This is a genomic window from Kineosporia rhizophila (assembly GCF_021277265.1).
GTDB lineage: Bacteria > Actinomycetota > Actinomycetes > Actinomycetales > Kineosporiaceae > Kineosporia > Kineosporia rhizophila.
This window is the reverse complement of the sequence record NZ_JAJSOH010000001.1, coordinates 346,724-367,061: the sequence shown is the minus strand read 5'-3', so window position 1 is coordinate 367,061 and position 20,338 is coordinate 346,724. Positions and strand designations below refer to the sequence as shown.

Genomic DNA, 20,338 nt, shown 5'->3' with positions numbered 1-20,338 from the left:
ACACAACGGGCTTGGAGATCGCGGCCGGCCCGGGGGTTCTCCGGGCCGACCGCGAAGTCTGGTGCAGAACTGCTGCTGATCAGGTCTGTGCCTGATCGGCTCAGTCCTTCGGGATACCGACCCGCACGTCCGGAGCACCGAGCCGGGCGGCGTCGGCGGTCTGGTCGTCGGGCTGCTTCTGCGACTCGATCTCGGCCGCCACCCGCTTCTGGTAGTGCTCCACCTCGCGGGCGACCTGCTCCGGACCCCAGCCCAGCACCGGGGCCACCAGTTCGGCGACCTCGGAGGCGGCCTGGTGCCCACGGTCCGGCACCTCGATCGAGAGCCGGGTGCGCCGGGCCAGGATGTCGTCCAGGTGCTGGGCGCCCTCGTGCGAGGCCGCGTAGACGATCTCGGCCTTCAGGTACTCCGGCCCGCCGGCCAGCGGCTCGGCCAGTTCCGGCCGTTCCTGGATCAGGTCGAGCAGCTGGGTGTAGAGGCTGCCGTAGCGGTTGAGCAGGTGCTCGAGCACATGCACCCGCAGCCCGGCCCGCTTCGCGATCTGGGCCCGGTTGTTCCAGGCCGCGAAGTAGCCGTCGGCCCCGATCAGCGGCACCTTCTCGGTGATCGACCCGGCAACCTTGCGCTCCAGGCCGTGCACCGCGTTGTCGACCGCGTCCTTGGCCATCACCCGGTAGGTGGTGTACTTCCCGCCGGCGATCACGGTCAGACCGCGGACCGGGCTGGCCACCGCGTGCTCCCGGGAGAGCGTGCTGGTCGACTCGTCCTCCCCGGCCAGCAGCGGCCGGAGCCCGGCGTAGACGCCGACGACGTCCTCCCGGGTGAGTGGGTCGGCCAGCAGCGCGTTGGCGTGGTCGAGGAGGTAGTCGATGTCGGTCTGGCTGGCGGCCGGGTGGGCCTTGTCCAGGTTCCAGTCCGTGTCGGTCGTGCCGATCACCCAGTGGCTGCCCCGCGGGATGATGAAGAGCAGGCTCTTCTCGGTCCGGTGGATGATGCCGGTACGGCTGTTGATCCGGTTGCGCGGGACCACCAGGTGCACGCCCTTGGAGGCGCGCACCCGGAACGACCCGCGGCCGCCGACCATCTCCTGGATCTCGTCGGTCCACACCCCGGCCGCGTTGATCACGTGCTGGGCGCGGATCTCGAACTCCTTGCCGGACTCCAGATCCCGGGCGACCACGCCGATCACGCGGTCGTCCTCACGCAGGAACCGTTCCACCCGGGTGCTGTTGGCGATCGCCGCACCGTAGGAGGCCGCCGTACGGGCGATCATCATGGTGTGCCGAGCGTCGTCCACCTGGCCCTCGTAGAACGAGATCGCCCCGGTGATCTCCGCACGCTTGCCGGAGGGGAACGACTCGGCCGCCTTGGCCCGGCGCATGTACCGCATGTGGTGCGGCACGCCCCGGCCCGAGCCCATGACGTCGTACACACCCATGCCCAGGGACACGTAGGCGTGGTCGAACGGCTTGGTCAGCGGGTAGATGAACTCCACCGGGTGGACGAGGTGCGGGGCGAGGGTCTCCAGGTTCAGCGACCGTTCCTTCAGCGCCTCGAACACCAGCGCGAAGTTGAGCTGCTCCAGGTAGCGCAGACCACCGTGGAACAGCTTGGTCGACCGGCTGGAGGTGCCCGCCGCGTAGTCCCGCATCTCGACCAGACCGGTGCTCAGACCGCGGGTGACGGCGTCCAGCGCCGCACCGGCGCCGACCACCCCACCCCCGATCACCAGGACGTCGAGTTCCTCCTCCGCCAGCCTGGCCAGTGCGGCTTCGCGTCCGGCCGGGCTGAACGGTTCCTGCGCGGTGCTCATTCCACTTCCACCCATCCTGTCGTCCGGTCCACGGCCTTCTTCCAGCCCGCGTAACCGCTGGTGCGCTGCTCCTCGGACCACTCCGGGCTCCAGCGCTTCGACTCGTTCCAGTTCTGCCGCAGCTCGTCGGTGTTCTGCCAGAACCCGACGGCCAGGCCGGCCGCGTAGGCCGCCCCGAGCGCCGTGGTCTCGGCGACCACCGGGCGGCTCACGGGCACGTCCAGGATGTCCGCCTGGAGCTGCATGCACAGCTCGTTAGCGGTCACCCCGCCGTCCACCTTGAGCACCTCGAGCTTCACACCCGAGTCCGCCTCCATCGCGTCCGACACGTCCTTGCTCTGGTAGCAGATCGACTCCAGCGTGGCCCGGGCCAGGTGCGCGTTGGTGTTGTACCGCGACATACCGACGATGGCCCCGCGGGCGTCACTGCGCCAGTAGGGAGCGAACAGGCCGGAGAAGGCCGGCACGAAGTACATGCCGCCGGAGTCCTTGACGCTGCGGGCCAGGGTCTCGATCTCGGAGGCGCCCGAGATGATGCCGAGCTGGTCGCGCAGCCACTGCACGGCCGAGCCGGTGACCGCGATCGAGCCCTCCAGCGCGTAGACCGGGGCCTCGTCGCCGAACTTGTAGCAGACCGTGGTGAGCAGGCCGTTCTTCGAGCGGACGAGCTCGTTGCCGGTGTTCAGCAGCAGGAAGTTGCCGGTGCCGTAGGTGTTCTTGGCCTCGCCCGCGGCGAAGCACACCTGGCCCACCATGGCGGCCTGCTGGTCGCCGAGGATGCCGGAGATCGGGATGCCGTGGAAGCCGCTGGGGCTGACCACCTCGCCGTACCAGGACGGCTCGGACGACGGCTTGATCTCCGGGAGCATCTGCCGGGGGATGTTGAAGAACGACAGCAGTTCGTCGTCCCAGTCCAGCGTCTCGAGGTTCATCAGCATGGTGCGGCTGGCGTTGGTCACGTCGGTGACGTGCTTGCCGCCGTTCACCCCGCCGGTCAGGTTCCAGACCAGCCAGCTGTCGGTGTTGCCGAAGATCGCGTCGCCCTTCTCGGCGTCCTCACGGGCGCCCGGGACGTTCTCCAGGATCCACTGGATCTTGCCGGCCGAGAAGTAGGTGGCCGGCGGGATGCCCGCCTTCTGCCGGATCACGTCGCCCTTGCCCTCACGGTCCAGGGCCGAGGCGATCCGGTCGGTGCGGGTGTCCTGCCAGACGATCGCGTTGTAGTACGGGCGGCCGGTCTTCTTGTTCCAGACCACCGTGGTCTCACGCTGGTTGGTGATACCCAGCGCGGCCAGGTCCGAGGGCTGCAGGCCCAGGCCGTTGAGCGTGTTGGTCATCACCGACCGGGTGCGCTCCCAGATCTCCACCGGGCTGTGCTCCACCCAGCCGGCCTGGGGCAGGATCTGCTCGTGCTCGAGCTGGCTCTTGCCGCGCTCGTTGCCCGCGTGGTCGAAGAGCATGAACCGGGTCGACGTGGTGCCCTGGTCGATCGCACCGATGAGGTCTGCCATGACTTACAGCTCCTTTGCCTGGGCAGGGGTGGTTTCGTCGGCCTTGGGCAGGAAGATCTGCAGGCCGTACTTGTACAGGGCGCCGCCGACGAGACCGCCGATGATCGGGCCGACGATCGGGACCCAGAAGAACAGGTCTCCGTTCTGATCTCGCATCGCGGTGCCGTAACCGGTGAAGAACGAGGCCAGACGCGGGCCGAAGTCGCGGGCCGGGTTGATCGCGTAGCCGTCGAGCGTGCCCCAGGCCATCCCGATCGCGACCACCAGCAGGCCGACGAACAGCGGGGTGAGGTTGGCCAGCGGCGGGGAGTTGCGGGAGTCGGTGATCGCGAAGACCAGGAAGACCAGGATCGCGGTACCGATGATCTGGTCGCGCAGGGCGCCGCCCTGGCCGACCGGCAGGGTCCCGTTGCCCGGAAGGGTCGAGAAGATGCCCTGGGTGGCAATGGTGTGGCCGGGGTCCACGGCGGCGATCACGTCGGTGTAGTTCCAGCGCACGATCAGCGCGGCCAGGAAGGCACCGACGGTCTGGGCCGCGATGTAGGGCGCGACCTTGGCCCAGGAGAAGCCCTGGTAGGCGGCCAGGGCGATGGTGACCGCGGGGTTCAGGTGGGCGCCGCTGATCTTGCCGGCGGCGAAGATGCCCAGCATGACGCCGAAGCCCCAGGCCCAGGTGATGCTGTCGTGGTCACCGATCCCGCCGGCGACCACCTGGGCGACCACGCCGACCCCGAAGAGGATCAGGATGAAGGTTCCGAAGAACTCGGCGGCCAGTTCACCGGTGAGACCGGGGACCCTGGGGGCCGGGGAGGGAAGGTTGGGCGGATTCTTGTCCGCTGCGGTCGTGCGACCGGCTGCGCGTGCCGTCTTTGGCATGGCGTCACCCTTGTCCGATGAATGTTGCCCTGATGTTTCCGGGTCCCTCGAAGCTATGAAGACCCAGGCCACGGCAACAACGCTCGCCCGTCGACATTGTCGAACATGTGCTGACCGGTCTACGTTGGCCGGATGCCGGGCTCGATCCAGTCCATCGAGCGTGCCGCCGCGATCCTGAAGCTGCTCGCCGCGGCGCCGGCTCCGCTGCGCCTGAGTGAGATCAGTTCAGCCGTTCAGCTCTCCCGCGGCACGGCGCACGGCATCCTGCGCACCCTGGGCGACGTGGGCTTCGTCGAGCAGGACCGGATCACCGGCCGCTACCTGATCGGCGACGGCCTGTTCGCGCTGGGCGGCCGCCCGGTCGACCCGAACGAGCTGCGGGCCCGCAGCATGAACTGGGCCGACCCGCTGGCCGCGCGCAGCGGTGAGGCGGTGCGGGTGGTGGTGCCCGAGGGGGCCGACGCGCGGGTGGTCCACTACGTCTTCCGCCCGGACCACTCCAGCCAGAAGGCCGACGTCGGGGCGCTGCTGCCCGGGCACGCCACCGCGCTGGGCAAGGTGCTGCTGGCCTTCCACCCGACCGCCGCCCAGACCCTGACCGACGACGCCCTGACCCCGTACACCAGCCGCACCATCGCCACCCGGGCCCGGCTGGCGGCCGAGCTGACGCAGATCCGGCGCCAGGGCTGGGCGGTGTCGGCCGGTGAGTACGCGATGGACACGGCCGGCCTGGCGGCCCCGCTGACCGGGGTGGGCGGGCTGGTGGTCGGCGCGATCGGCATCCACGGTGCTCTGGACCGGCTCTGCGACTCCGCGGGGGCGCCCCGCCCCCGGCTGCTCGCCCTGGTCCAGGAATGTTCCCGGGCCGTCGGGCGCGAACTCACAACCCCGAGGACACAGGCGTGAAGCCACGTTTCGTGATGGCGATCGACCAGGGCACGACCAGCACCCGGGCGATCCTGTTCGACCACGGCGGCCAGCTGGTCGCCGTGCACCAGCTCGAGCACCACCAGTACTTCCCGAAACCGGGCTGGCTGGAACACGATCCGCTGGAGATCTGGCGCAACGTGGAGAAGGTGGTGAAGCGGGTGCTGGCCGACGTGGGGGCCAGCGCCCACGACATCGCCGCGGTCGGGATCGCCAATCAGCGCGAGACGATCGTGGTCTGGGAGCGCGAGAGCGGCCGGCCGGTGCGCCGGGCGATCGTCTGGCAGGACACCCGCACCGACGCCATGGTCGACGAGATGGTGCACCGGCCCGGCGCCGAGCGGATCCCCGCGCTCACCGGCCTGCCGCTGGCCTCGTACTTCAGCGCCCCGAAGATGCGCTGGATCCTCGACCAGACGCCCGGGCTGCGGGAGCGGGCCGAACGCGGCGAGGTGCTCTTCGGGACGATGGAGTCCTGGCTGATCTGGAACCTCACCTCCGGTGTCCACGTCACCGACGTGACCAACGCCAGCCGCACCCTGCTGATGAACATCCGCTCGCTGCAGTGGGATCCGGAGTTGCTGGAGTTCTTCGGCATCCCCGAGGCGGTCCTGCCGGAGATCCGCGGCTCGCTGGAGACGTACGGCACCGGGCACGGCGCCCTGGAGGGAGTACCGATCGCGGCTGCGCTGGGCGACCAGCAGGCGGCCCTGTTCGGGCAGACCTGTTTCGGTGCGGGCGAGGGAAAGTGCACCTACGGCACCGGCAGTTTCCTGCTGCTGAACACCGGTACCGAACTGGTCGCCTCCACCCACGGGCTGCTCACCACGGTGGCCTACCAGGTGGCCGGGGAGCCGGCGCACTACGCGCTGGAGGGCTCGATCGCGATCACCGGTTCGCTGGTGCAGTGGTTCCGCGACGGCCTCGGGCTGATCTCCAGCGCGGCCGAGATCGAGACCCTGGCCCGCACGGTGGACGACAACGGGGGCTGCTACATCGTGCCGGCGTTCTACGGTCTGTTCGCCCCGCACTGGCGGCCCGAGGCCCGGGGCGTGATCGCGGGCCTGACCAGTTACATCACCCGCGGGCACCTGGCCCGGGCGGTGCTGGAGTCGACCGGCTGGCAGACTCGCGAGGTGCTGGACGCGATGAACGCCGACTCCTCGCTGCGGCTGCAGGCGCTGAAGGTGGACGGTGGGATGACCTCGGACAACCTGCTCATGCAGTTCGTCGCCGACGTCCTCGACGTGCCGGTGGTGCGCCCGATGGTGGCCGAGACCGTCTCGCTCGGAGCCGGTTACGCCGCCGGGCTGGCTGTCGGCTACTGGTCGGACCTGGAGGGGCTGAGGCGCAACTGGCACCTGGCCGCGCAGTGGTCGCCGGCGATGGACCCGCGGCGCCGCGAGTCGGAGTACCGGAACTGGACCCACGCCGTCGAACTCACCCTGGACTGGACCAGCAAGACCGCCCGGCCGGGCCCGCGGACCGACGTGAAGCCGGGATGAAGAGCAGCGTCCGGGAGCGTGAACATTACGCCCGTAGCGGCATTCTCGAGGACATCTCCGGGCGCGGCCCTGAGCGGTCCGGGCTCCGGGAATTGGTACTGTTCCGGCGATCCGAAGCAGTCCGGGGCCCGATCGGGGCCGGTTAGGGTTAGGTCAGCCTGACCGGAGGCCGATCCATGGTGTCGGGCTGGCAGCGTCAGCCCAGCGTTCGTGCGGTCCGGGTGGGGGAACTCCGGGGACTCGCGAGCAGCGACGACGGAAGGCCGGACCGGCGGTGAGGCGATCATGACCAGCAACACGTGGCGATTCGAGCTGCGCCCGGGCCGCGGGAAACCGGGGCCGGGCGAGGCCGGGGGAGACGACCGCCTGCGGGGGGTCACCCGGCGGCTCACCGCCCGGCGCAGCGAGCGGCACCGAGGCGAACCGTGGCGGGACTGGGCGGCGATCGGGCTGCTGATCCACGCCCAGATGCTCACCGTGGCCGTGCTGGACCCGGGCTGGCCCTGGCTCCTGCTGGCCGCCCTGCCGCTGAGCCTGACCTTCGCCACCGGCACCCTGACCATCCTGCACGACGCCGGCCACCGCCGGTTCTCCCGCCGGACCTGGCCGAACGTCTGGGCCGTGCAGACCGCGATCCCGCTGGGCTTCTTCGTGCAGCACTGGACGCTGAAGCACCGCGTGCACCACCGCTCCTCGCAGGTGTACCCGCTCGACGAGGCCACCCGGAACACCACGATCCGGATGCACCCGGGCGTCGAGCGCCGGCCCCACCACCGCTACCAGCACCTCTACGCCTGGTTCCTCTACGCGCTGGTCTGGGTGGGCGAGCTGCACAGCCAGCTCACCTACGTCCGTAAGGGCAACGTCCCGGGCGTCGAGGTGCCACCGTTCCGGGTGCGGCTGGGGCAGTGGCTCTTCGAGAAGTCCTTCTGGGCGCTGGTGGTCAGCCCCTACGCGGTCCTGCTGGGCCTGGGCCGGTTCACCCTGTACTTCCTGGTGGCGATGAGCCTGAGCGCGGTGCAGGCCGCGATCGTGCTGGTGGTCGGCCACATCAACGAGGGTCTGTACGCGCCCAGCGAGCAGCCCGCCCCGCGCGACTGGTCGCGGCACCTGGTGGCCACCACCGCCTCGTTCAGCACCCGCAGCCTGCCGATGCGCTGGCTCACCGGGGGCATGACCCACCACCTGGCGCACCACCTCAAGCCGGTGGCCCCGCGGCACCAGCTGCCCGAGCTGCACACCACCGTGGTGGCCAAGGTGGTGCGGGACTCGGGTCTGCCGCTGGTCGAGTACCCGACCCTGACGTCGGCCACGATCAGCCACTACCGCAGACTGAGAGAACTGGGCCGGACCGACGGCGGCCCGCCCGTGGTGACCGGCCCGACGCCCGGCCGTCCGGCCTCGGTGCCCCGGCCCCGGTCGGCGGCCAGTAGTGAGAGAGCAGTGAGAAGCACGTGATCGAACGGTGAACACGCTGGCCATCGGGGTCGCCTTCCTGGACGCCGTGGCGTTCGGGTTGTCGACCGCCCTGATGCACCACAGCGCGTCCCGGGCGCCGCAGGGGCCGGGCGGTCTCTCCGGGCTCCTCCAGCTGCTGCGGCACCTGGCCGGCCAGCCGACGTGGCTGGCCGGGATCGTCGCCAGCCTGACCGGGCTGGTGCTGCACTCGGTCGCCCTGGCCCTGGGGTCGCTGGCCGTGGTCCAGCCGATCGTGGTCACCGGGCTGGTGTTCGCCTTCGTGTTCCGCGCGGTGCTGGACCGCCGCTGGCCCGAGCCGCGGATGATGTCGTGGGTCGTGCTGGTGGCTGCGGGCATCGCGGTGTTCCTGGTCGGGGCGCACAGCAGCGAGAGCTCGGGGCACTTCACGGCGAGCTCGGCGCTGTGGTTCGTCGCGGTGGCCGGCACGGTCGCGGCGCTCACCTGGTGGCTGGCCACCCGGGTGGAGGTGCAGCGGGCCGGGCTGCTGATGGGCATCGCCGGCGGCCTGCTGTTCGGCATGATCGCCTCGATGATCAAGGTGGTCACCTCGTCCGACGGGGTCTGGGACGCGCTCACCACCTGGCCGATCTACGCGCTGGCGGGTCTGGGGGCGGCGGCCTTCCTGAGCAACCAGTACGCCTACAACCGGGCCCCGCTGTCGCACTCGCTGCCGGTGCTCAACGTGATCAACCCGGTGGTCGCGGTCACCTTCGGCATCGTGGTGTTCGACGAGGCCCCCAGCTCCGACCCGGCCCTGCTCACCCTGGAGCTGGTCGGCCTGGTCATGGTGCTCACCGGGGTGGCCTTCCTGGCCCGCGAGGAGCACGAGGACACGACCGGCGACGGCCCGGCCGACGCCCCGCCCACCGAGCCGGTTCTGCCCCCGCCGGCCCCTCTGGGTGAACTCCGGACCGCCGCCGACCCCCTGCTGAGCTAGACCTCAGGCTCGCGGGGCGTACATGATCACCGCGACCCCGACCAGGCAGATCGCCGCCCCGACCAGGTCGAACCGGTCGGGGCGGTAACCGTCCACCAGGGCACCCCAGGCCAGCGAACCGGCGATGAACACCCCGCCGTAGGCAGCCAGGATCCGGCCGAACTCGGCGTCCGGCTGCAGGGTGGCGACCACGCCGTAGAGGCCCAGCGCCACCACCCCGGCGCCCACCCAGAGCACGCCCCGGTTCTCCCGCAGCCCCTGCCAGACCAGCCAGGCCCCGCCGATCTCGGCGACGGCGGCCAGGGCGAAGAGCAGGAGGGAGCGAGTGACGGTCACGGGGTGAACCTAGTGGCCGACGAGTTCGGTCGCGGCCTGGGTCAGCTCCCCGAGTGCCTGACCGATGAGCTCGGGCAGAGAGCGCTTCTGCCCCGGCTCGGCCCAGCGGTCGAAAGCATCGTGCAGGGCACGAACTGCGACATCAGCGGCCACTCCCGCCGTCGCCGCCGGCACCTGTCGCTCCAGCAGGGCACCTTCCAGAGCCGCGGTCAGAAGAGCCCGCTTGTAGGCGGAGCGCTCACGCAGATCCGGGTGGGAGGCGACGACGGCGTTCAGTCGAGCTGTCGGTGCCTGTCGCTCCACCGGGAAGACGGCCGCGAGTTCAGTGACCGCCGCGGCAGCGACCGCCAACGCGCCGGCCCCCTTCGGGCCCCGGGACACGCTGTCGCGCAACAGTTCCACGAACTCGGCCTGACCGGCGAACAGCACCTCGCGCTTGTCGGCGAAGTGCCGGAAGAACGTCATTTTGGAGACCCCGGCCTGTGCGGCGATCTGCACGACGGTGGTGGCCTCGTAGCCGTTGGCGGCGAAGAGCTCCACCGCGGCGTCGATCAGCTTCAGACGCGTGTTCGGTTCCCAGCGGCCCATGCCGACAGCCTAGGTGATGTGACTCGGTCACGTTGCCGGTGCTACTTTGATGTTACTCAGTCACATCAAGGAGGACGGCAATGCGCGTTTTCGTCACCGGGGCCAGTGGGCACATCGGCTCCGCAGTTGTCTCCGAACTCGTCGGGGCGGGGCACGAGGTGGTGGGCTCGGCCCGTTCCGGCGCGGCCGAGAAGAAGATTCGTGAGCTGGGGGCCCTGGCCTGGCGCGGTTCGCTCGACGACTTCGGCCGGCTCTCCGGGGCCGCGGCCGACGCCGATGCGGTGATCCACCTGGCCTTCGACAACGACCTGATGATGGCCGGCGACTTCGCCGGGGCCGTGTCCAACGACCGGGCCCGGGTGCAGGCGCTGGGGCAGGCCCTGGCCGGCACCGGCAAGGCGCTGCTCGGGATCGGCATGCAGCGCACCGGCGATCCGAAGGCCGACGCCACGATCGCGGCCAACCCCCGCAACGAGGTCACCCAGCTGATCGCGGACCTGGCCCGGCAGGACATCCGCACCGCGACCTTCGCCATCCCCCCGGTCACCCACAGCGAGGCCGACCGGGCCGGGTTCGTCCCCCTGCTGATCGGCATCGCCCGTCGCACCGGGGTCTCCGGTTATCCGGGTGAGGGCGAGAACACCTGGCCGGCCGCGCACACCCGGGATGTGGCCACGTTGTACCGGCTGGCCCTGGAGAAGGAGGTACCCGCAGGCACCCAGTTGTACGCGGCCACCGAGGCCGGTGTGCGGCTGCGCGACATCGCCGAGGTGATCGGCCGACAGCTCGGCCTGCCGGTCCGCAGCATCCCGTCGGAGCAGGTGGCCGAGCACTTCGCCGGCTTCCCGTTCGTCGGGATCGACTTCACCATGCCCAACGGGGCCACCCGTGAGCTGCTCGGCTGGAACCCCGCGCACCCGGGCCTGCTGGCCGATCTGGAGCAGGGTCACTACTTCGGGCACTAGGTTGATCCGATGAGTCCCTGGGACATCGCCGAGGCCTTCGTGGTCCTCGACGCCCAGGACTCCGGGTGCCTGTCGTGGGGAGTGGAGCACGAGGGGCAGCGCTGGTTCGTCAAGACCGCACGCGAACCGCGGGCCCAGGCCGGGCTCGCCCGGGTGGCGGCACTGCACGCCGTGGTCCGGCACGAGGTCGTCGTGCGACCAGAGCTTGTCCTCGACGGCACGGACGGCAGCACCCTGGTCTATCCGTGGCGTGAGGGTGAGGTGCTGAACCGGGCCACCACCGCCGGTTCCGATCGCCGTGCCCTGCTCCGCCTGCAGCAGGGGCCGCCGGAGCGAGCTCAACGGGCGGTCGAGCAGGTGCTGGAGGCCCACCTCGCGGTGGCCGCCGCCGGGTGGGTCACCTGCGACCTGTACGACGGGTGCCTGCTGTACGACGAGACCGACGGCCGGCTCAGCCTGATCGATCTCGACGAGTACCGTCCGGGCCCGTTCGTGCTGGACTCCGACCGGTTACCCGGGTCGACCCGCTACATGGCCCCGGAGGAGTTCACCCGCGGCTCGCTCATCGACCAGCGCACCAGCGTGCACGCGCTGGGCCGGGTGGCCCAGCACCTGCTGGACGGGCCGCAGGGCTGGCGCGGCAGCCCGGCCCAACGGGCCGTCGTCACCCGGGCCACCCAGCCCGACCCCGACCAGCGCTATCCGGGCGTGCCGGAACTGGTCGCCGACTGGCGCCGCGTCATCGGTGACTGAAGCGCGTCCTCAAATCGAGAAGCAGTCAGAGACTGACGGCGAGCAGCGACCCGGCGTCGTCGGGGGCGCTGGCCCCCGAGCGCAGAGAAGCGGTGAGCGCGAGCTCGACCGGCACGGTCAGCGGCTCGAACCCGGCCGCGCGGATCGGCCCGGCGGGCGCCCCCTGCTCCAGGCACATCACCGGCATGCCGGTCTCGTCGACCACCGGCAGCGCTGCGGCGAGCAGGTCGCCCAGCACCTCCTCGTCGCCCGGGGCGTGCAGCGGCATCAGCAGCCAGTGCATGTCCGGGGCACCGGCCAGGGCCGCGAGCTCGGTGATGTCGGTGTGGTCGGGCAGGCCCGGCAGCAGGCCCAGCTCCAGCCGCAGGGCACCCTCCAGACGGTGCTGGGTGCCGAAGCCCCCGGCCGGGACGGTGGGCGGGAAGATCACCACAGCGGCCCGGACCTCGCCGTCGTCGTCGGCCACCCAGAACTCACCGTGCTCCAGCCCGACGTGCGTGAGCATCAGCCGGGTGGCCGTGGTCAGGTCGTCGTCGGACACGCCCCCCGGCAGCGGCCAGTCGGCCAGCGAGGGGGAACGCAGCATGCGGGAGACGGCCGGAATGTCCACGAGCTGGGCGCGGCGGACGGTCCAGGTGCGTTCGGGCCGCAGCTCGGGCCGCACTGCCGGAGCCGATCCTGACTGGGTCATGTCCTGGTAACTGCTGCGGCCTGCGCCGGGGTTCCGCACTTCGCGTTCGTTCACCATCTGTACTTCCGTCCGTTCCATCTGCCGGGTCCGGACTGGACCGGCTTCGGGCACGGCGCAAGACGCTAGCCCACCGGCGTCGCGACGCGCCCGGCCCGCGCCGGGCGTGCCGCGGGAATGACCCGAGGGGGCAAGTAGTTGCTCAAGCAACGATCTATTCGAGAGGATGTCCCCAGCACCGGTGACATCCAGCTGAGCAGGGAGTTCGTGATGCAGTTCGGAGTTTTCACGGTCGGCGACGTGACGCCGGACCCGACCACCGGCCAGGAGCCGACCGAACGCGAGCGGATCAAGGCCATGGTGCGGATCGCCCAGAAGGCCGAAGAGGTCGGGCTGGACGTCTTCGCCACCGGCGAGCACCACAACCCGCCGTTCGTGCCCTCGTCACCGACCACCATGCTCGGCTTCGTCGCGGCCACCACCGAGAAGCTGATCCTGAGCACCTCGACCACGCTGATCACCACGAACGACCCGGTGAAGATCGCCGAGGACTACGCGATGCTGCAGCACCTGGCCGACGGCCGGGTCGACCTGGTGATGGGGCGCGGCAACACCGGCCCGGTCTACCCCTGGTTCGGCCAGGACATCCGGCAGGGCATCCCGCTGGCGGTGGAGAACTACTCGCTGCTGCACAAGCTGTGGCGCGAAGAGGTGGTGGACTGGGAGGGCAAGTTCCGCAGCCCGCTCAAGGGGTTCACCGCCACCCCGCGCCCGCTCGACGGCCTGCCGCCGTTCGTCTGGCACGGCTCGATCCGCAGCCCGGAGATCGCCGAGCAGGCCGCCTACTACGGTGACGGTTTCCTGCACAACCACATCTTCTGGCCCAAGGAGCACACCACCCGGATGGTGCAGTTCTACCGTCAGCGGTTCGCGCACTACGGCCACGGCACCGCCGAGCAGGCGATCGTCGGCCTGGGCGGGCAGTTCTTCATGCGCCGGAACTCGCAGGACGCGGTGAAGGAGTTCCGTCCCTACTTCGACAACGCGCCGGTCTACGGGCACGGGCCCTCGATGGAGGAGTTCACCTCGCAGACCCCGCTGACCGTCGGCAGCCCGCAGCAGGTGATCGAGCGGACGCTGAGCTTCCGCGAGTACGTCGGCGACTACCAGCGTCAGCTGTTCCTGATCGACCACGCCGGCCTGCCGCTCAAGACCGTGCTCGAGCAGCTCGATCTGCTGGGAGAGATCCTGCCCACCCTGCGGGCCGAGTTCGCCGCCCGTCGCGCCCCGGGCACCCCGGACGCGCCCACCCACGCCAACCGCCTCGCTGCGCTGCAGCGCGAGCAGTCGCTCGCAACCGTTGGGGAGTAAGTCATGACCTCGCTGGTCGTCATCAGCGCCGGGCTGAGTCAGCCCTCGTCCACCCGCCTCCTGGCCGACAAGCTGTCCTCGGCCGTGGTGCGCGAGCTGGCCGAGGTGCCCGAGGTCACCGTGCTGGAACTGCGCGACCTGGCCCACGACATCACCAACAACCTGCTCACCGGCTTCCCCGCGCCGGCGCTGCGGGCCGCGGTGGACGCGGTCACCGCGGCGGATGCGGTGATCGCGGTGACCCCGATCTTCAGCGCCTCCTACAGCGGGTTGTTCAAGTCGTTCTTCGACGTGCTCGACCCCGAGGCGCTGGAGGGCAAGCCGGTGCTGATCGGCGCGACCGGTGGCTCGTCCCGGCACTCGCTGGCGCTGGAACACGCTCTGCGGCCGCTGTTCAGCTACCTGCGGGCGGTGGTGGTGCCCACGGCGGTGTACGCGGCCAGCGAGGACTGGGCCTCCGAAGGTGAGGGTGAGCTGGGTGGCCGGGTGGAGCGGGCCGGACGTCAGCTGGCGGCCCTGATGAGTGGCGCCTCCACCTCGTCCGGTGGAGCGAAAGATCCCTTCGCCGAAGTGATCCCGTTCGCCGAGATGCTGAAGGCCCAGGGGCAGTGAAACATTGGTGACCACAAACGTCATAAATTGAAGACGTTTGTGGGCACCGTTGTTCTGCCGGTCACCTCAGCGGGGTGGCATCCGGATCGCGCCGTCCATGCGCACCGTCTCGCCGTTGATGTAGTCGTGGTCGACGAGCATCAGGGCCAGCTTGGCGTACTCGTCGGGCCGGCCCAGCCGCTTCGGGAAAGGCACCGCGGCGGAAAGACCTTCGAGGTACTCCTCGGTGACCCCGGCCAGCATCGGGGTCTCGATCGTGCCCGGGGCGATGGTGTTCACCCGGATCCCGTACTGCGCGAGGTCGCGGGCCGCAGGCAGGCACAGGCCGACCACGCCGCCCTTCGAGGACGAGTACGCCGCCTGACCGACCTGGCCCTCGAACGCGGCCACCGAGGCGGTGTTGATGATGACCCCACGCTGGCCACCGGCGTCCGGTTCGGTCCGGGCGATCTGCTCGGCCGCGTAGGTGAGCACGGTGAACGTGCCGATCAGATTGACCTGCACCACCTTGGTGTAGAGGGCAATGTCGTGACGACCCTTCTTACCCAGAATCCGTGCCGCAGAACCAATTCCGGCGCAGTTCACGACGGTGCGCAGGGGTTCTCCGGCCGCGGCCCGGGCAACGGCCGCCTCCACCTCGTCCGGGGCGGTGACGTCCACCTCCAGGTAGGTGACCCCGTCGATCTCGGGTGCCTTCTCCACCGCCGAGGGCAGGTCGAGACCGTAGACCCGGGCGCCGTTGGCGGCCAGTGCCGCAGCGGTGGCGTTGCCCAGGCCGGAGGCGGCGCCGGTGACGACGGCGGCGGTGCCGGTGATCTGCATCAGGATCCTTCCGCGATGTGGATCTTTCCCTTGGTGTCGGCGAGGGCCCGCCCGATCACCATCCGCTGGATCTGGTTGGTGCCCTCGAAGATCTGCATCACCTTGGCCTCGCGCATGTAGCGCTCCAGCGGGAAGTCGCGGGTGTAGCCGTAACCGCCGAGGACCTGCACCGCGTCGGTGGTGACCCGCATGGCGTTGTCGGTGGCGACCAGCTTGGCGATCGAGGCCTGGCGGGTGAACGGAAGGCCCAGGTCGCGGCGTCGGGCGGCGGCCAGGTAGGCGGCCCGGGAGACCTCCACCGCGGCCGCCATGTCGGCGAGCAGGAAGCTCAGGCCCTGGTGCTCGATGATGGCCCGGCCGAAGGTCTCGCGCTGCCCGGCGTACTCGACCGCGGCGTCGAGGGCGGCCTGGGCCAGGCCGGTGGCCACCGCGGCGATCCCCAGACGGCCCGAGTCCAGGCCCTTCAGAGCAATTTTCAGCCCGTCGCCCTCGGCCCCGAGACGGCGCTCGGCCGGGATCCGGACGTCGGTGAGCCGGATCGCGGTGGTGTGCGAGGCGGTCAGGCCCATCTTGCGCTCGGGCGGATCGGCCTCCAGGCCGGGAGTGCCGGCCGGGACGAGAAAGCAGGAGATGCCGTTCTTCTCGTCCGAGGTGCGGGCCATGATCTTGTAGAAGTCGGCCTGCCCGCCGTGCGTGGTCCAGGCCTTCACGCCGTTCAGCACGTAGTCGTCGCCCCTGCGCACGGCAGTGGCGCGCAGGGCGGCCGGGTCGGAGCCGGCGTGCGGTTCGGACAGACAGTAGGCGCCGAGCTGCTCACCACCGAGCAGGTCGGGCAGCCAGTCCTTCTTCTGCTGGGGCGTGCCGAACTCGGCCAGGCCGAAGCAGGAAAGGGCGTGCACGCTGACGCCCACCCCGACGCTGGCCCAGACCGTGGCGATCTCCTCCAGCACCTGGAGGTAGACCTGGTAGGGCTGTTCGCCGCCGCCGTACTCGGCCGGGTAGGGCAGGCCGAGCAGGCCGGCCCGGCCCAGGACGCGGAAGACCTCGCGCGGGAAGGTCTCTTCGGCCTCGTGGGCGTCGACCAGGGGGGCCAGGTGTCTCGCGGCGATCTGCCGGGTGAGGGCGACGAGGTCGGCGGCCTCGGCATTCGGCACAACGCGTTCCGCAGGCACCGGCAGACCTCCCCGTCGAGACAGCAGACCTGTCAGTATGCCGTCTCGATCGGGTCAGGTCACTGCTTGAGCGGACCCGGCCGTGACCTCAGCCGGCCGGGACGAGCTCGGGGTTGTGCTTGCGCTCGGTGGAGGCCGGGAACTTCTCCAGCATCTCCGGGGTGCGGATCGGGCGGGAGACCAGGTTGCCCTTGTCGTTCGGGCACGCATTGTCAGCGAAGGTGGCGGCGCAGTCGGTGCACCAGGTGCACTCGAAGGAGCAGATCCACACGTCCGGCGAGTCGGCCGCCAGGTCGGTGTCGCAGGCTTCGCAGTTAGGTCGCAGCTCAAGCATGATCCGGACGCTAACACGCTCCGGGACAGCAATTTTCGGCCTCGATGACGCTGGCTTTACGTAGTCTCGTGATCACGCCGGAGTTTCGGGACGATAAGGTCAGATCGACGCTTTCTCAGCACTCTACGTGAAGGGTTCGGCGCGGGCCGTCGCGGACGAGACTGAAAGAATTTTCAACTCACTTAAAGTAATAACGGTGTCGGAGGGTGATCGTACGCCCATTAAGCGACGCTTGTCGGAATCAGGGGTTCCCCGGTTCCCCGGGAGACCCCTGATCCCTCCTCGTCCCGGTCAGAAGGCGCTGGCCAGCGCCCGGTTGAAGGCCGGGATGTCGCCGGGGTTGCGGCTGGTGATCAGCGGGCCCGGGCCGCTGGAGTCGACCACCACCTCCTGGTCCACCCACTGCGCACCGGCGTTACGCAGATCGGTCTGCAGGCTCGGCCAGCTGGTCACCGTGCGGCCGCGGACCACGTCCGCCTCGACCAGCGTCCACGGGGCGTGGCAGATCGCCGCGACCGGCTTGCCGGCGTCGACGAAGGCCTTCACGAAGGCCACGGCCTCGGGGTTGGTGCGCAGCGCGTCCGGGTTGGCCACGCCGCCCGGCAGCACCAGGCCGTCGTAGTCCTCCACCCCGGCCTGCGAGACCGGCAGGTCGGCGTCGAAGGTGTCGGCCTTGTCCAGGTGGTTGAAGCCCTGCACGGTCTTGCTGTCACTGCCGACGATCAGGACCGGCTGCCCGCCGTCCTGCTTCACCGCTTCCCACGGTTCGGTCAGTTCGACCTGCTCGATGCCCTCGTCGGCGACCAGGAAGGCGATCTTCTTACCGCTGAGCGACACGTGAAACTCCTCAAGGCTGATCAGGTCCGGCCCGGGTGGGGCCGGAGGTCACGAATCCGACTCTCGCCCTGGGGGGACGGTTGCGCAGGCCGAGATGCGCGCAAGGATGACGGTCATGACTGACCAGGTGGTGGAACTGCTCGTGATCGGTGGCGGCCCGGCCGGGCTCTCGGCCGTGCGGGCCTACCGGGAGGCGGGCGGCCTCGGCCGGGTGGTGCTGGTCGCGGCCGATCCGGACTCGCCCCACGAGCGTCCCCCGCTGTCGAAGGACTTCCTGCGCGGAGAGCAGGCGGAGGGTGACTTCGGGTTGCTGGACGAGGGGGAACTGGCCCGGCTCGAGGTCACCTGGGCCCGCGACCGGGTGGTCTCGGTCGACGTCGAGGCCCGTCGGGTGAGTACCCGGGAGGGCGCTGACTTCGCCTACCGGAAGTGCATTTTCGCCACCGGTGCGAACCCGGCCGACCTGCCGGTGCCGGGCGGTGAAGACAGCTCGCTGCTCCGGCTGCGCACCCTGGAAGACGGCCGCCGGCTCCGGCAGGCGGTGGCCGGGGCGAAGACGGTGGCGGTGATCGGCTCCGGCTTCATCGGCTGCGAGGCCGCCTCGTCACTGCGCCGGCTGGGGGTCGAGGTGGTGCAGGTGACGAACGAGTATGCGCCGCAGGAGAACCGGCTGGGCGACGAGGCAGCTGCCCGGATCGCCCGCTGGCTCACCGAGGACGGGGTGCACCTGGTCACCGGGGTCACGGTCACCGCGATCGAGCGTGACGCCCAGGGCGTCACCGTGCAGCTGGCCGGCCGGGAACCGGTGCGGGCCGACGAGGTTCTCCTGGCGGTCGGCGTGCGCCCGGCCTCCGACCTGGCCGCAGAGGCGGGGCTGCGGCTGCACGAGGGCCGGATCCTGGTCGACGCGCAGATGCGCACCTCGGCCGACGGGGTGCTGGCGGCCGGCGACGTGGTGCACGCCTTCAACACCGCGGCCGGGCGCGGGATCTCGGTCGAGCACTGGTTCGACGCCGAGACGATGGGCAAGATCGCGGGCCGATCGGCGGCCGGGGTCGAGGGTGCGGAATGGTCCTCCCCGCCGGGATTCTGGAGCCAGATCGGCGACCGTTGGCTGAAATACGCCGCCTGGGGCGACGGATACGTCGAGGCGCTGTACGAGGAGGGTGAGGGAGACGCCTTCACCGTCTGGTACCAGGACGAGAACGGCACCTGTGTGGGCGTTCTCACCTACAAGGCGGACGCGAACTACGACAAGGCCTTCAGCCTGCTGGGCTGAGACGCGAAGAAGGTCCGGCACCCGAGGGGGTGCCGGACCTTCTGTCGTGCCGGGAGGTGCTCAGTCGGTCGGCGAGGCCTTGCTGATCCGGATCATGTCCTCACGCTCGACCACCTTGATGCGCTCGCGGCTGTGCGGCTCGCCGAGGCTGACCTCGTGCGCGTCCAGCGAGTTCCAGCCGTCCCAGGTGGTGTAGTCGACGCCGACCAGCTCCAGGTGGGCCAGGATGTCCACGCCGTGCGGGGCGGGGTCGTCCGGGGAGACCTCCTTGAGGATGTGCTGCACGGTCTCGTTGGCGTCGGACTTGGTGTGCCCGATCAGGCCGATCGGGCCGCGCTTGATCCAGCCGGTGCAGTAGACGCCGGGCACCTGGTTGCCGTTCACGTCCAGCACCCGGCCGCCGTCGTTGCTGATCACGTGGCGGGAGTGGTCGAACGGGATGTCCGGCAGGGCCGAGCTGCGGTAACCCACGGCGCGGTAGACCGCCTGGACCGGCCAGTCGGTGAACTGCCCGGTGCCGCGCACGTTCCCGTCACCGGTGAGCTCCATGCGCTCGGTGCGCAGGTTCTCGACCTTGCCGTCGCCGGAGATCTCCACCGGCGCCTCGAGGAAGTGCAGGTGCAGCCGGTGGATCTTGCCGGTCGGCTCCTTGCCCACCCAGGCGTTGAGCGTCTTCATGACCTGCTTGACGTGCTTGTCCTCGTTCGCCAGGCGCATGCTCGCCTCGTCGAACTCGAAACCCTCCGGGTGCACGACGACGTCCACGTTGGGGGAGTGGGCCAGCTCGCGCAGCTCCAGCGGGGAGAACTTCACCTGCACCGGGCCGCGACGGGCGAACACGTGCACGTCGGTGGCCTGGTTGGCCTTCAGGCCCTGGTAGACGTTGTCCGGGATCTCGGTCACGAGCATCTCGTCGGCCGTCTTGGACAGCACCCGGGCCACGTCCAGGGCCACGTTGCCGGCACCCAGCACGGCCACGCTCTGCGCGGTCAGCGGCCACTCGCGGGGCACGTCGGGGTGACCGTCGTACCAGTTGACGAAGTCGGCGGCGCCGAAGCTGCCGGGCAGGTCGGTGCCGGGGACGTCGAGGTCGCGGTCGGCGAAGGCGCCGGTGGCGAAGATGACGGCGTCGTAGTGCGCCCTCAGGTCCTCGAGCTTGAGGTCGGTGCCGTAGTTCACGTTCCCGATGAAGCGGATGTTCTCGTGGTCGAGCACCCGGCGCAGGGCCTTGATGATCTCCTTGATCCGCGGGTGGTCGGGGGCCACGCCGTATCGGACCAGGCCGTACGGGGCGGGCAGCCGCTCGAGGACGTCGATCTCGACCGGGACCTCGGACTTGGTCAGGATGTCGGCAGCGTAGATGCCCGCCGGGCCCGCACCGATCACCCCGATGCGCAGCGGACGGGGGGATGAAGTCTCTTCAGTCATGGTTAGGTCAGCCTAACCTTGATCCTATAGGAAGTGGCAACATGAAAATGGCCACACCCGTCCGCCCGTATTGCTACGGGCTGTGACCAGGGATGTTCCGAGGGT

General features: G+C 70.1%; 20 protein-coding genes. 9 read left to right on the top strand and 11 right to left on the bottom strand.

Going from position 1 to position 20,338, the window contains the following annotated elements; all coding sequences use genetic code 11:
• Positions 1–100: 100 nt before the first annotated feature.
• Genes LWF15_RS01690 through LWF15_RS01680 form a run of 3 tightly spaced genes read right to left on the bottom strand, consistent with a single transcriptional unit; the run spans position 101 to position 4,200 of the window.
• Positions 101–1,813 carry a glycerol-3-phosphate dehydrogenase/oxidase gene (locus LWF15_RS01690; protein ID WP_232808520.1) on the bottom strand — a complete coding sequence of 571 codons (1,713 nt, stop codon included), beginning with the start codon at positions 1,811–1,813 and terminating at the stop codon, positions 101–103.
• On the bottom strand, positions 1,810–3,324 hold the full coding sequence (gene glpK / locus LWF15_RS01685) for a glycerol kinase GlpK (RefSeq protein WP_232808519.1): 1,515 nt from the start codon (positions 3,322–3,324) through the stop codon (positions 1,810–1,812). The genes LWF15_RS01690 and glpK (LWF15_RS01685) overlap by 4 nt, the downstream gene beginning before the upstream one ends.
• Positions 3,325–3,327: 3 nt before the next feature.
• Positions 3,328–4,200 carry an MIP/aquaporin family protein gene (locus LWF15_RS01680; protein ID WP_232808518.1) on the bottom strand — a complete coding sequence of 291 codons (873 nt, stop codon included), beginning with the start codon at positions 4,198–4,200 and terminating at the stop codon, positions 3,328–3,330.
• A gap of 132 nt (positions 4,201–4,332) precedes the next feature.
• Between LWF15_RS01680 and LWF15_RS01675 the strand changes: the two genes are divergently transcribed.
• The 4 genes from LWF15_RS01675 to LWF15_RS01660 all read left to right on the top strand — a co-directional run bounded on the left by LWF15_RS01675 (position 4,333) and on the right by LWF15_RS01660 (position 9,048).
• The gene (locus LWF15_RS01675) at positions 4,333–5,106 is read left to right on the top strand and encodes an IclR family transcriptional regulator (RefSeq protein WP_232808517.1); all 774 of its coding nucleotides are present in this window, start codon (positions 4,333–4,335) and stop codon (positions 5,104–5,106) included.
• Positions 5,103–6,632, top strand: coding sequence for a glycerol kinase GlpK (gene glpK, locus LWF15_RS01670; protein WP_232808516.1), 1,530 nt, complete (start codon positions 5,103–5,105; stop codon positions 6,630–6,632). Before LWF15_RS01675 ends, glpK (LWF15_RS01670) begins: the two co-directional genes overlap by 4 nt.
• A gap of 285 nt (positions 6,633–6,917) precedes the next feature.
• On the top strand, positions 6,918–8,090 hold the full coding sequence (locus LWF15_RS01665) for a fatty acid desaturase family protein (protein ID WP_232808515.1): 1,173 nt from the start codon (positions 6,918–6,920) through the stop codon (positions 8,088–8,090).
• Between the two features lie 7 nt (positions 8,091–8,097).
• Positions 8,098–9,048, top strand: a complete 951-nt coding sequence (locus LWF15_RS01660) for a DMT family transporter (RefSeq protein ID WP_232808514.1) — start codon at positions 8,098–8,100, stop codon at positions 9,046–9,048.
• Between the two features lie 3 nt (positions 9,049–9,051).
• On the opposite strand, the gene LWF15_RS01655 is transcribed toward LWF15_RS01660, so the two are convergent.
• Both LWF15_RS01655 and LWF15_RS01650 read right to left on the bottom strand, forming a co-directional pair.
• A complete protein-coding gene (locus tag LWF15_RS01655) occupies positions 9,052–9,384 on the bottom strand; it encodes a YnfA family protein (protein ID WP_232808513.1) in 333 nt (110 codons plus the stop codon).
• A gap of 9 nt (positions 9,385–9,393) precedes the next feature.
• Positions 9,394–9,972: a TetR/AcrR family transcriptional regulator gene (locus LWF15_RS01650; RefSeq protein ID WP_232808512.1), complete on the bottom strand. Its 579-nt coding sequence runs from the start codon at positions 9,970–9,972 to the stop codon at positions 9,394–9,396.
• A gap of 80 nt (positions 9,973–10,052) precedes the next feature.
• Between LWF15_RS01650 and LWF15_RS01645 the strand changes: the two genes are divergently transcribed.
• Together LWF15_RS01645 and LWF15_RS01640 are read left to right on the top strand one after the other, a co-directional pair.
• Positions 10,053–10,937 (top strand): SDR family oxidoreductase, encoded by an 885-nt coding sequence (locus LWF15_RS01645; RefSeq protein ID WP_232808511.1) that lies wholly within the window; start codon positions 10,053–10,055, stop codon positions 10,935–10,937.
• A gap of 9 nt (positions 10,938–10,946) precedes the next feature.
• Complete coding sequence (locus tag LWF15_RS01640) at positions 10,947–11,690, top strand: serine/threonine-protein kinase (protein ID WP_232808510.1); 744 nt, start codon at positions 10,947–10,949, stop codon at positions 11,688–11,690.
• 25 nt (positions 11,691–11,715) lie between these two features.
• Here LWF15_RS01640 and LWF15_RS01635 read toward each other — a convergent pair whose 3' ends face one another.
• Positions 11,716–12,438: a hypothetical protein gene (locus tag LWF15_RS01635; protein WP_232808509.1), complete on the bottom strand. Its 723-nt coding sequence runs from the start codon at positions 12,436–12,438 to the stop codon at positions 11,716–11,718.
• 210 nt (positions 12,439–12,648) lie between these two features.
• Between LWF15_RS01635 and LWF15_RS01630 the strand changes: the two genes are divergently transcribed.
• Together LWF15_RS01630 and LWF15_RS01625 are read left to right on the top strand one after the other, a co-directional pair.
• On the top strand, positions 12,649–13,749 hold the full coding sequence (locus LWF15_RS01630) for an LLM class flavin-dependent oxidoreductase (protein WP_232808508.1): 1,101 nt from the start codon (positions 12,649–12,651) through the stop codon (positions 13,747–13,749).
• A gap of 3 nt (positions 13,750–13,752) precedes the next feature.
• Positions 13,753–14,361, top strand: coding sequence for an FMN reductase (locus tag LWF15_RS01625; RefSeq protein WP_232808507.1), 609 nt, complete (start codon positions 13,753–13,755; stop codon positions 14,359–14,361).
• A 66-nt stretch (positions 14,362–14,427) separates the two neighbouring features.
• On the opposite strand, the gene LWF15_RS01620 is transcribed toward LWF15_RS01625, so the two are convergent.
• The 4 genes from LWF15_RS01620 to LWF15_RS01605 all read right to left on the bottom strand — a co-directional run bounded on the left by LWF15_RS01620 (position 14,428) and on the right by LWF15_RS01605 (position 17,526).
• Positions 14,428–15,183: an SDR family oxidoreductase gene (locus LWF15_RS01620; protein WP_232808506.1), complete on the bottom strand. Its 756-nt coding sequence runs from the start codon at positions 15,181–15,183 to the stop codon at positions 14,428–14,430.
• A complete protein-coding gene (locus tag LWF15_RS01615) occupies positions 15,183–16,355 on the bottom strand; it encodes an acyl-CoA dehydrogenase family protein (protein WP_232808505.1) in 1,173 nt (390 codons plus the stop codon). Before LWF15_RS01615 ends, LWF15_RS01620 begins: the two co-directional genes overlap by 1 nt.
• A gap of 88 nt (positions 16,356–16,443) precedes the next feature.
• Complete coding sequence (locus LWF15_RS01610; RefSeq protein WP_232808504.1) at positions 16,444–16,689, bottom strand: DUF1272 domain-containing protein; 246 nt, start codon at positions 16,687–16,689, stop codon at positions 16,444–16,446.
• Positions 16,690–16,980: 291 nt separating this feature from the next.
• Entirely contained in the window at positions 16,981–17,526 is a 546-nt protein-coding gene (locus tag LWF15_RS01605) for a type 1 glutamine amidotransferase domain-containing protein (protein WP_232808503.1), read from the bottom strand.
• Between the two features lie 115 nt (positions 17,527–17,641).
• On the opposite strand from LWF15_RS01605, the gene LWF15_RS01600 reads away from it, so the two are divergent.
• The gene (locus LWF15_RS01600; protein WP_232808502.1) at positions 17,642–18,805 is read left to right on the top strand and encodes an NAD(P)/FAD-dependent oxidoreductase; all 1,164 of its coding nucleotides are present in this window, start codon (positions 17,642–17,644) and stop codon (positions 18,803–18,805) included.
• A 60-nt stretch (positions 18,806–18,865) separates the two neighbouring features.
• Here the strand turns inward: LWF15_RS01600 and LWF15_RS01595 are convergent, their stop codons facing one another.
• The gene (locus LWF15_RS01595; protein WP_232808501.1) at positions 18,866–20,233 is read right to left on the bottom strand and encodes an FAD-dependent oxidoreductase; all 1,368 of its coding nucleotides are present in this window, start codon (positions 20,231–20,233) and stop codon (positions 18,866–18,868) included.
• Between the last annotated feature and the right edge of the window lie 105 nt (positions 20,234–20,338).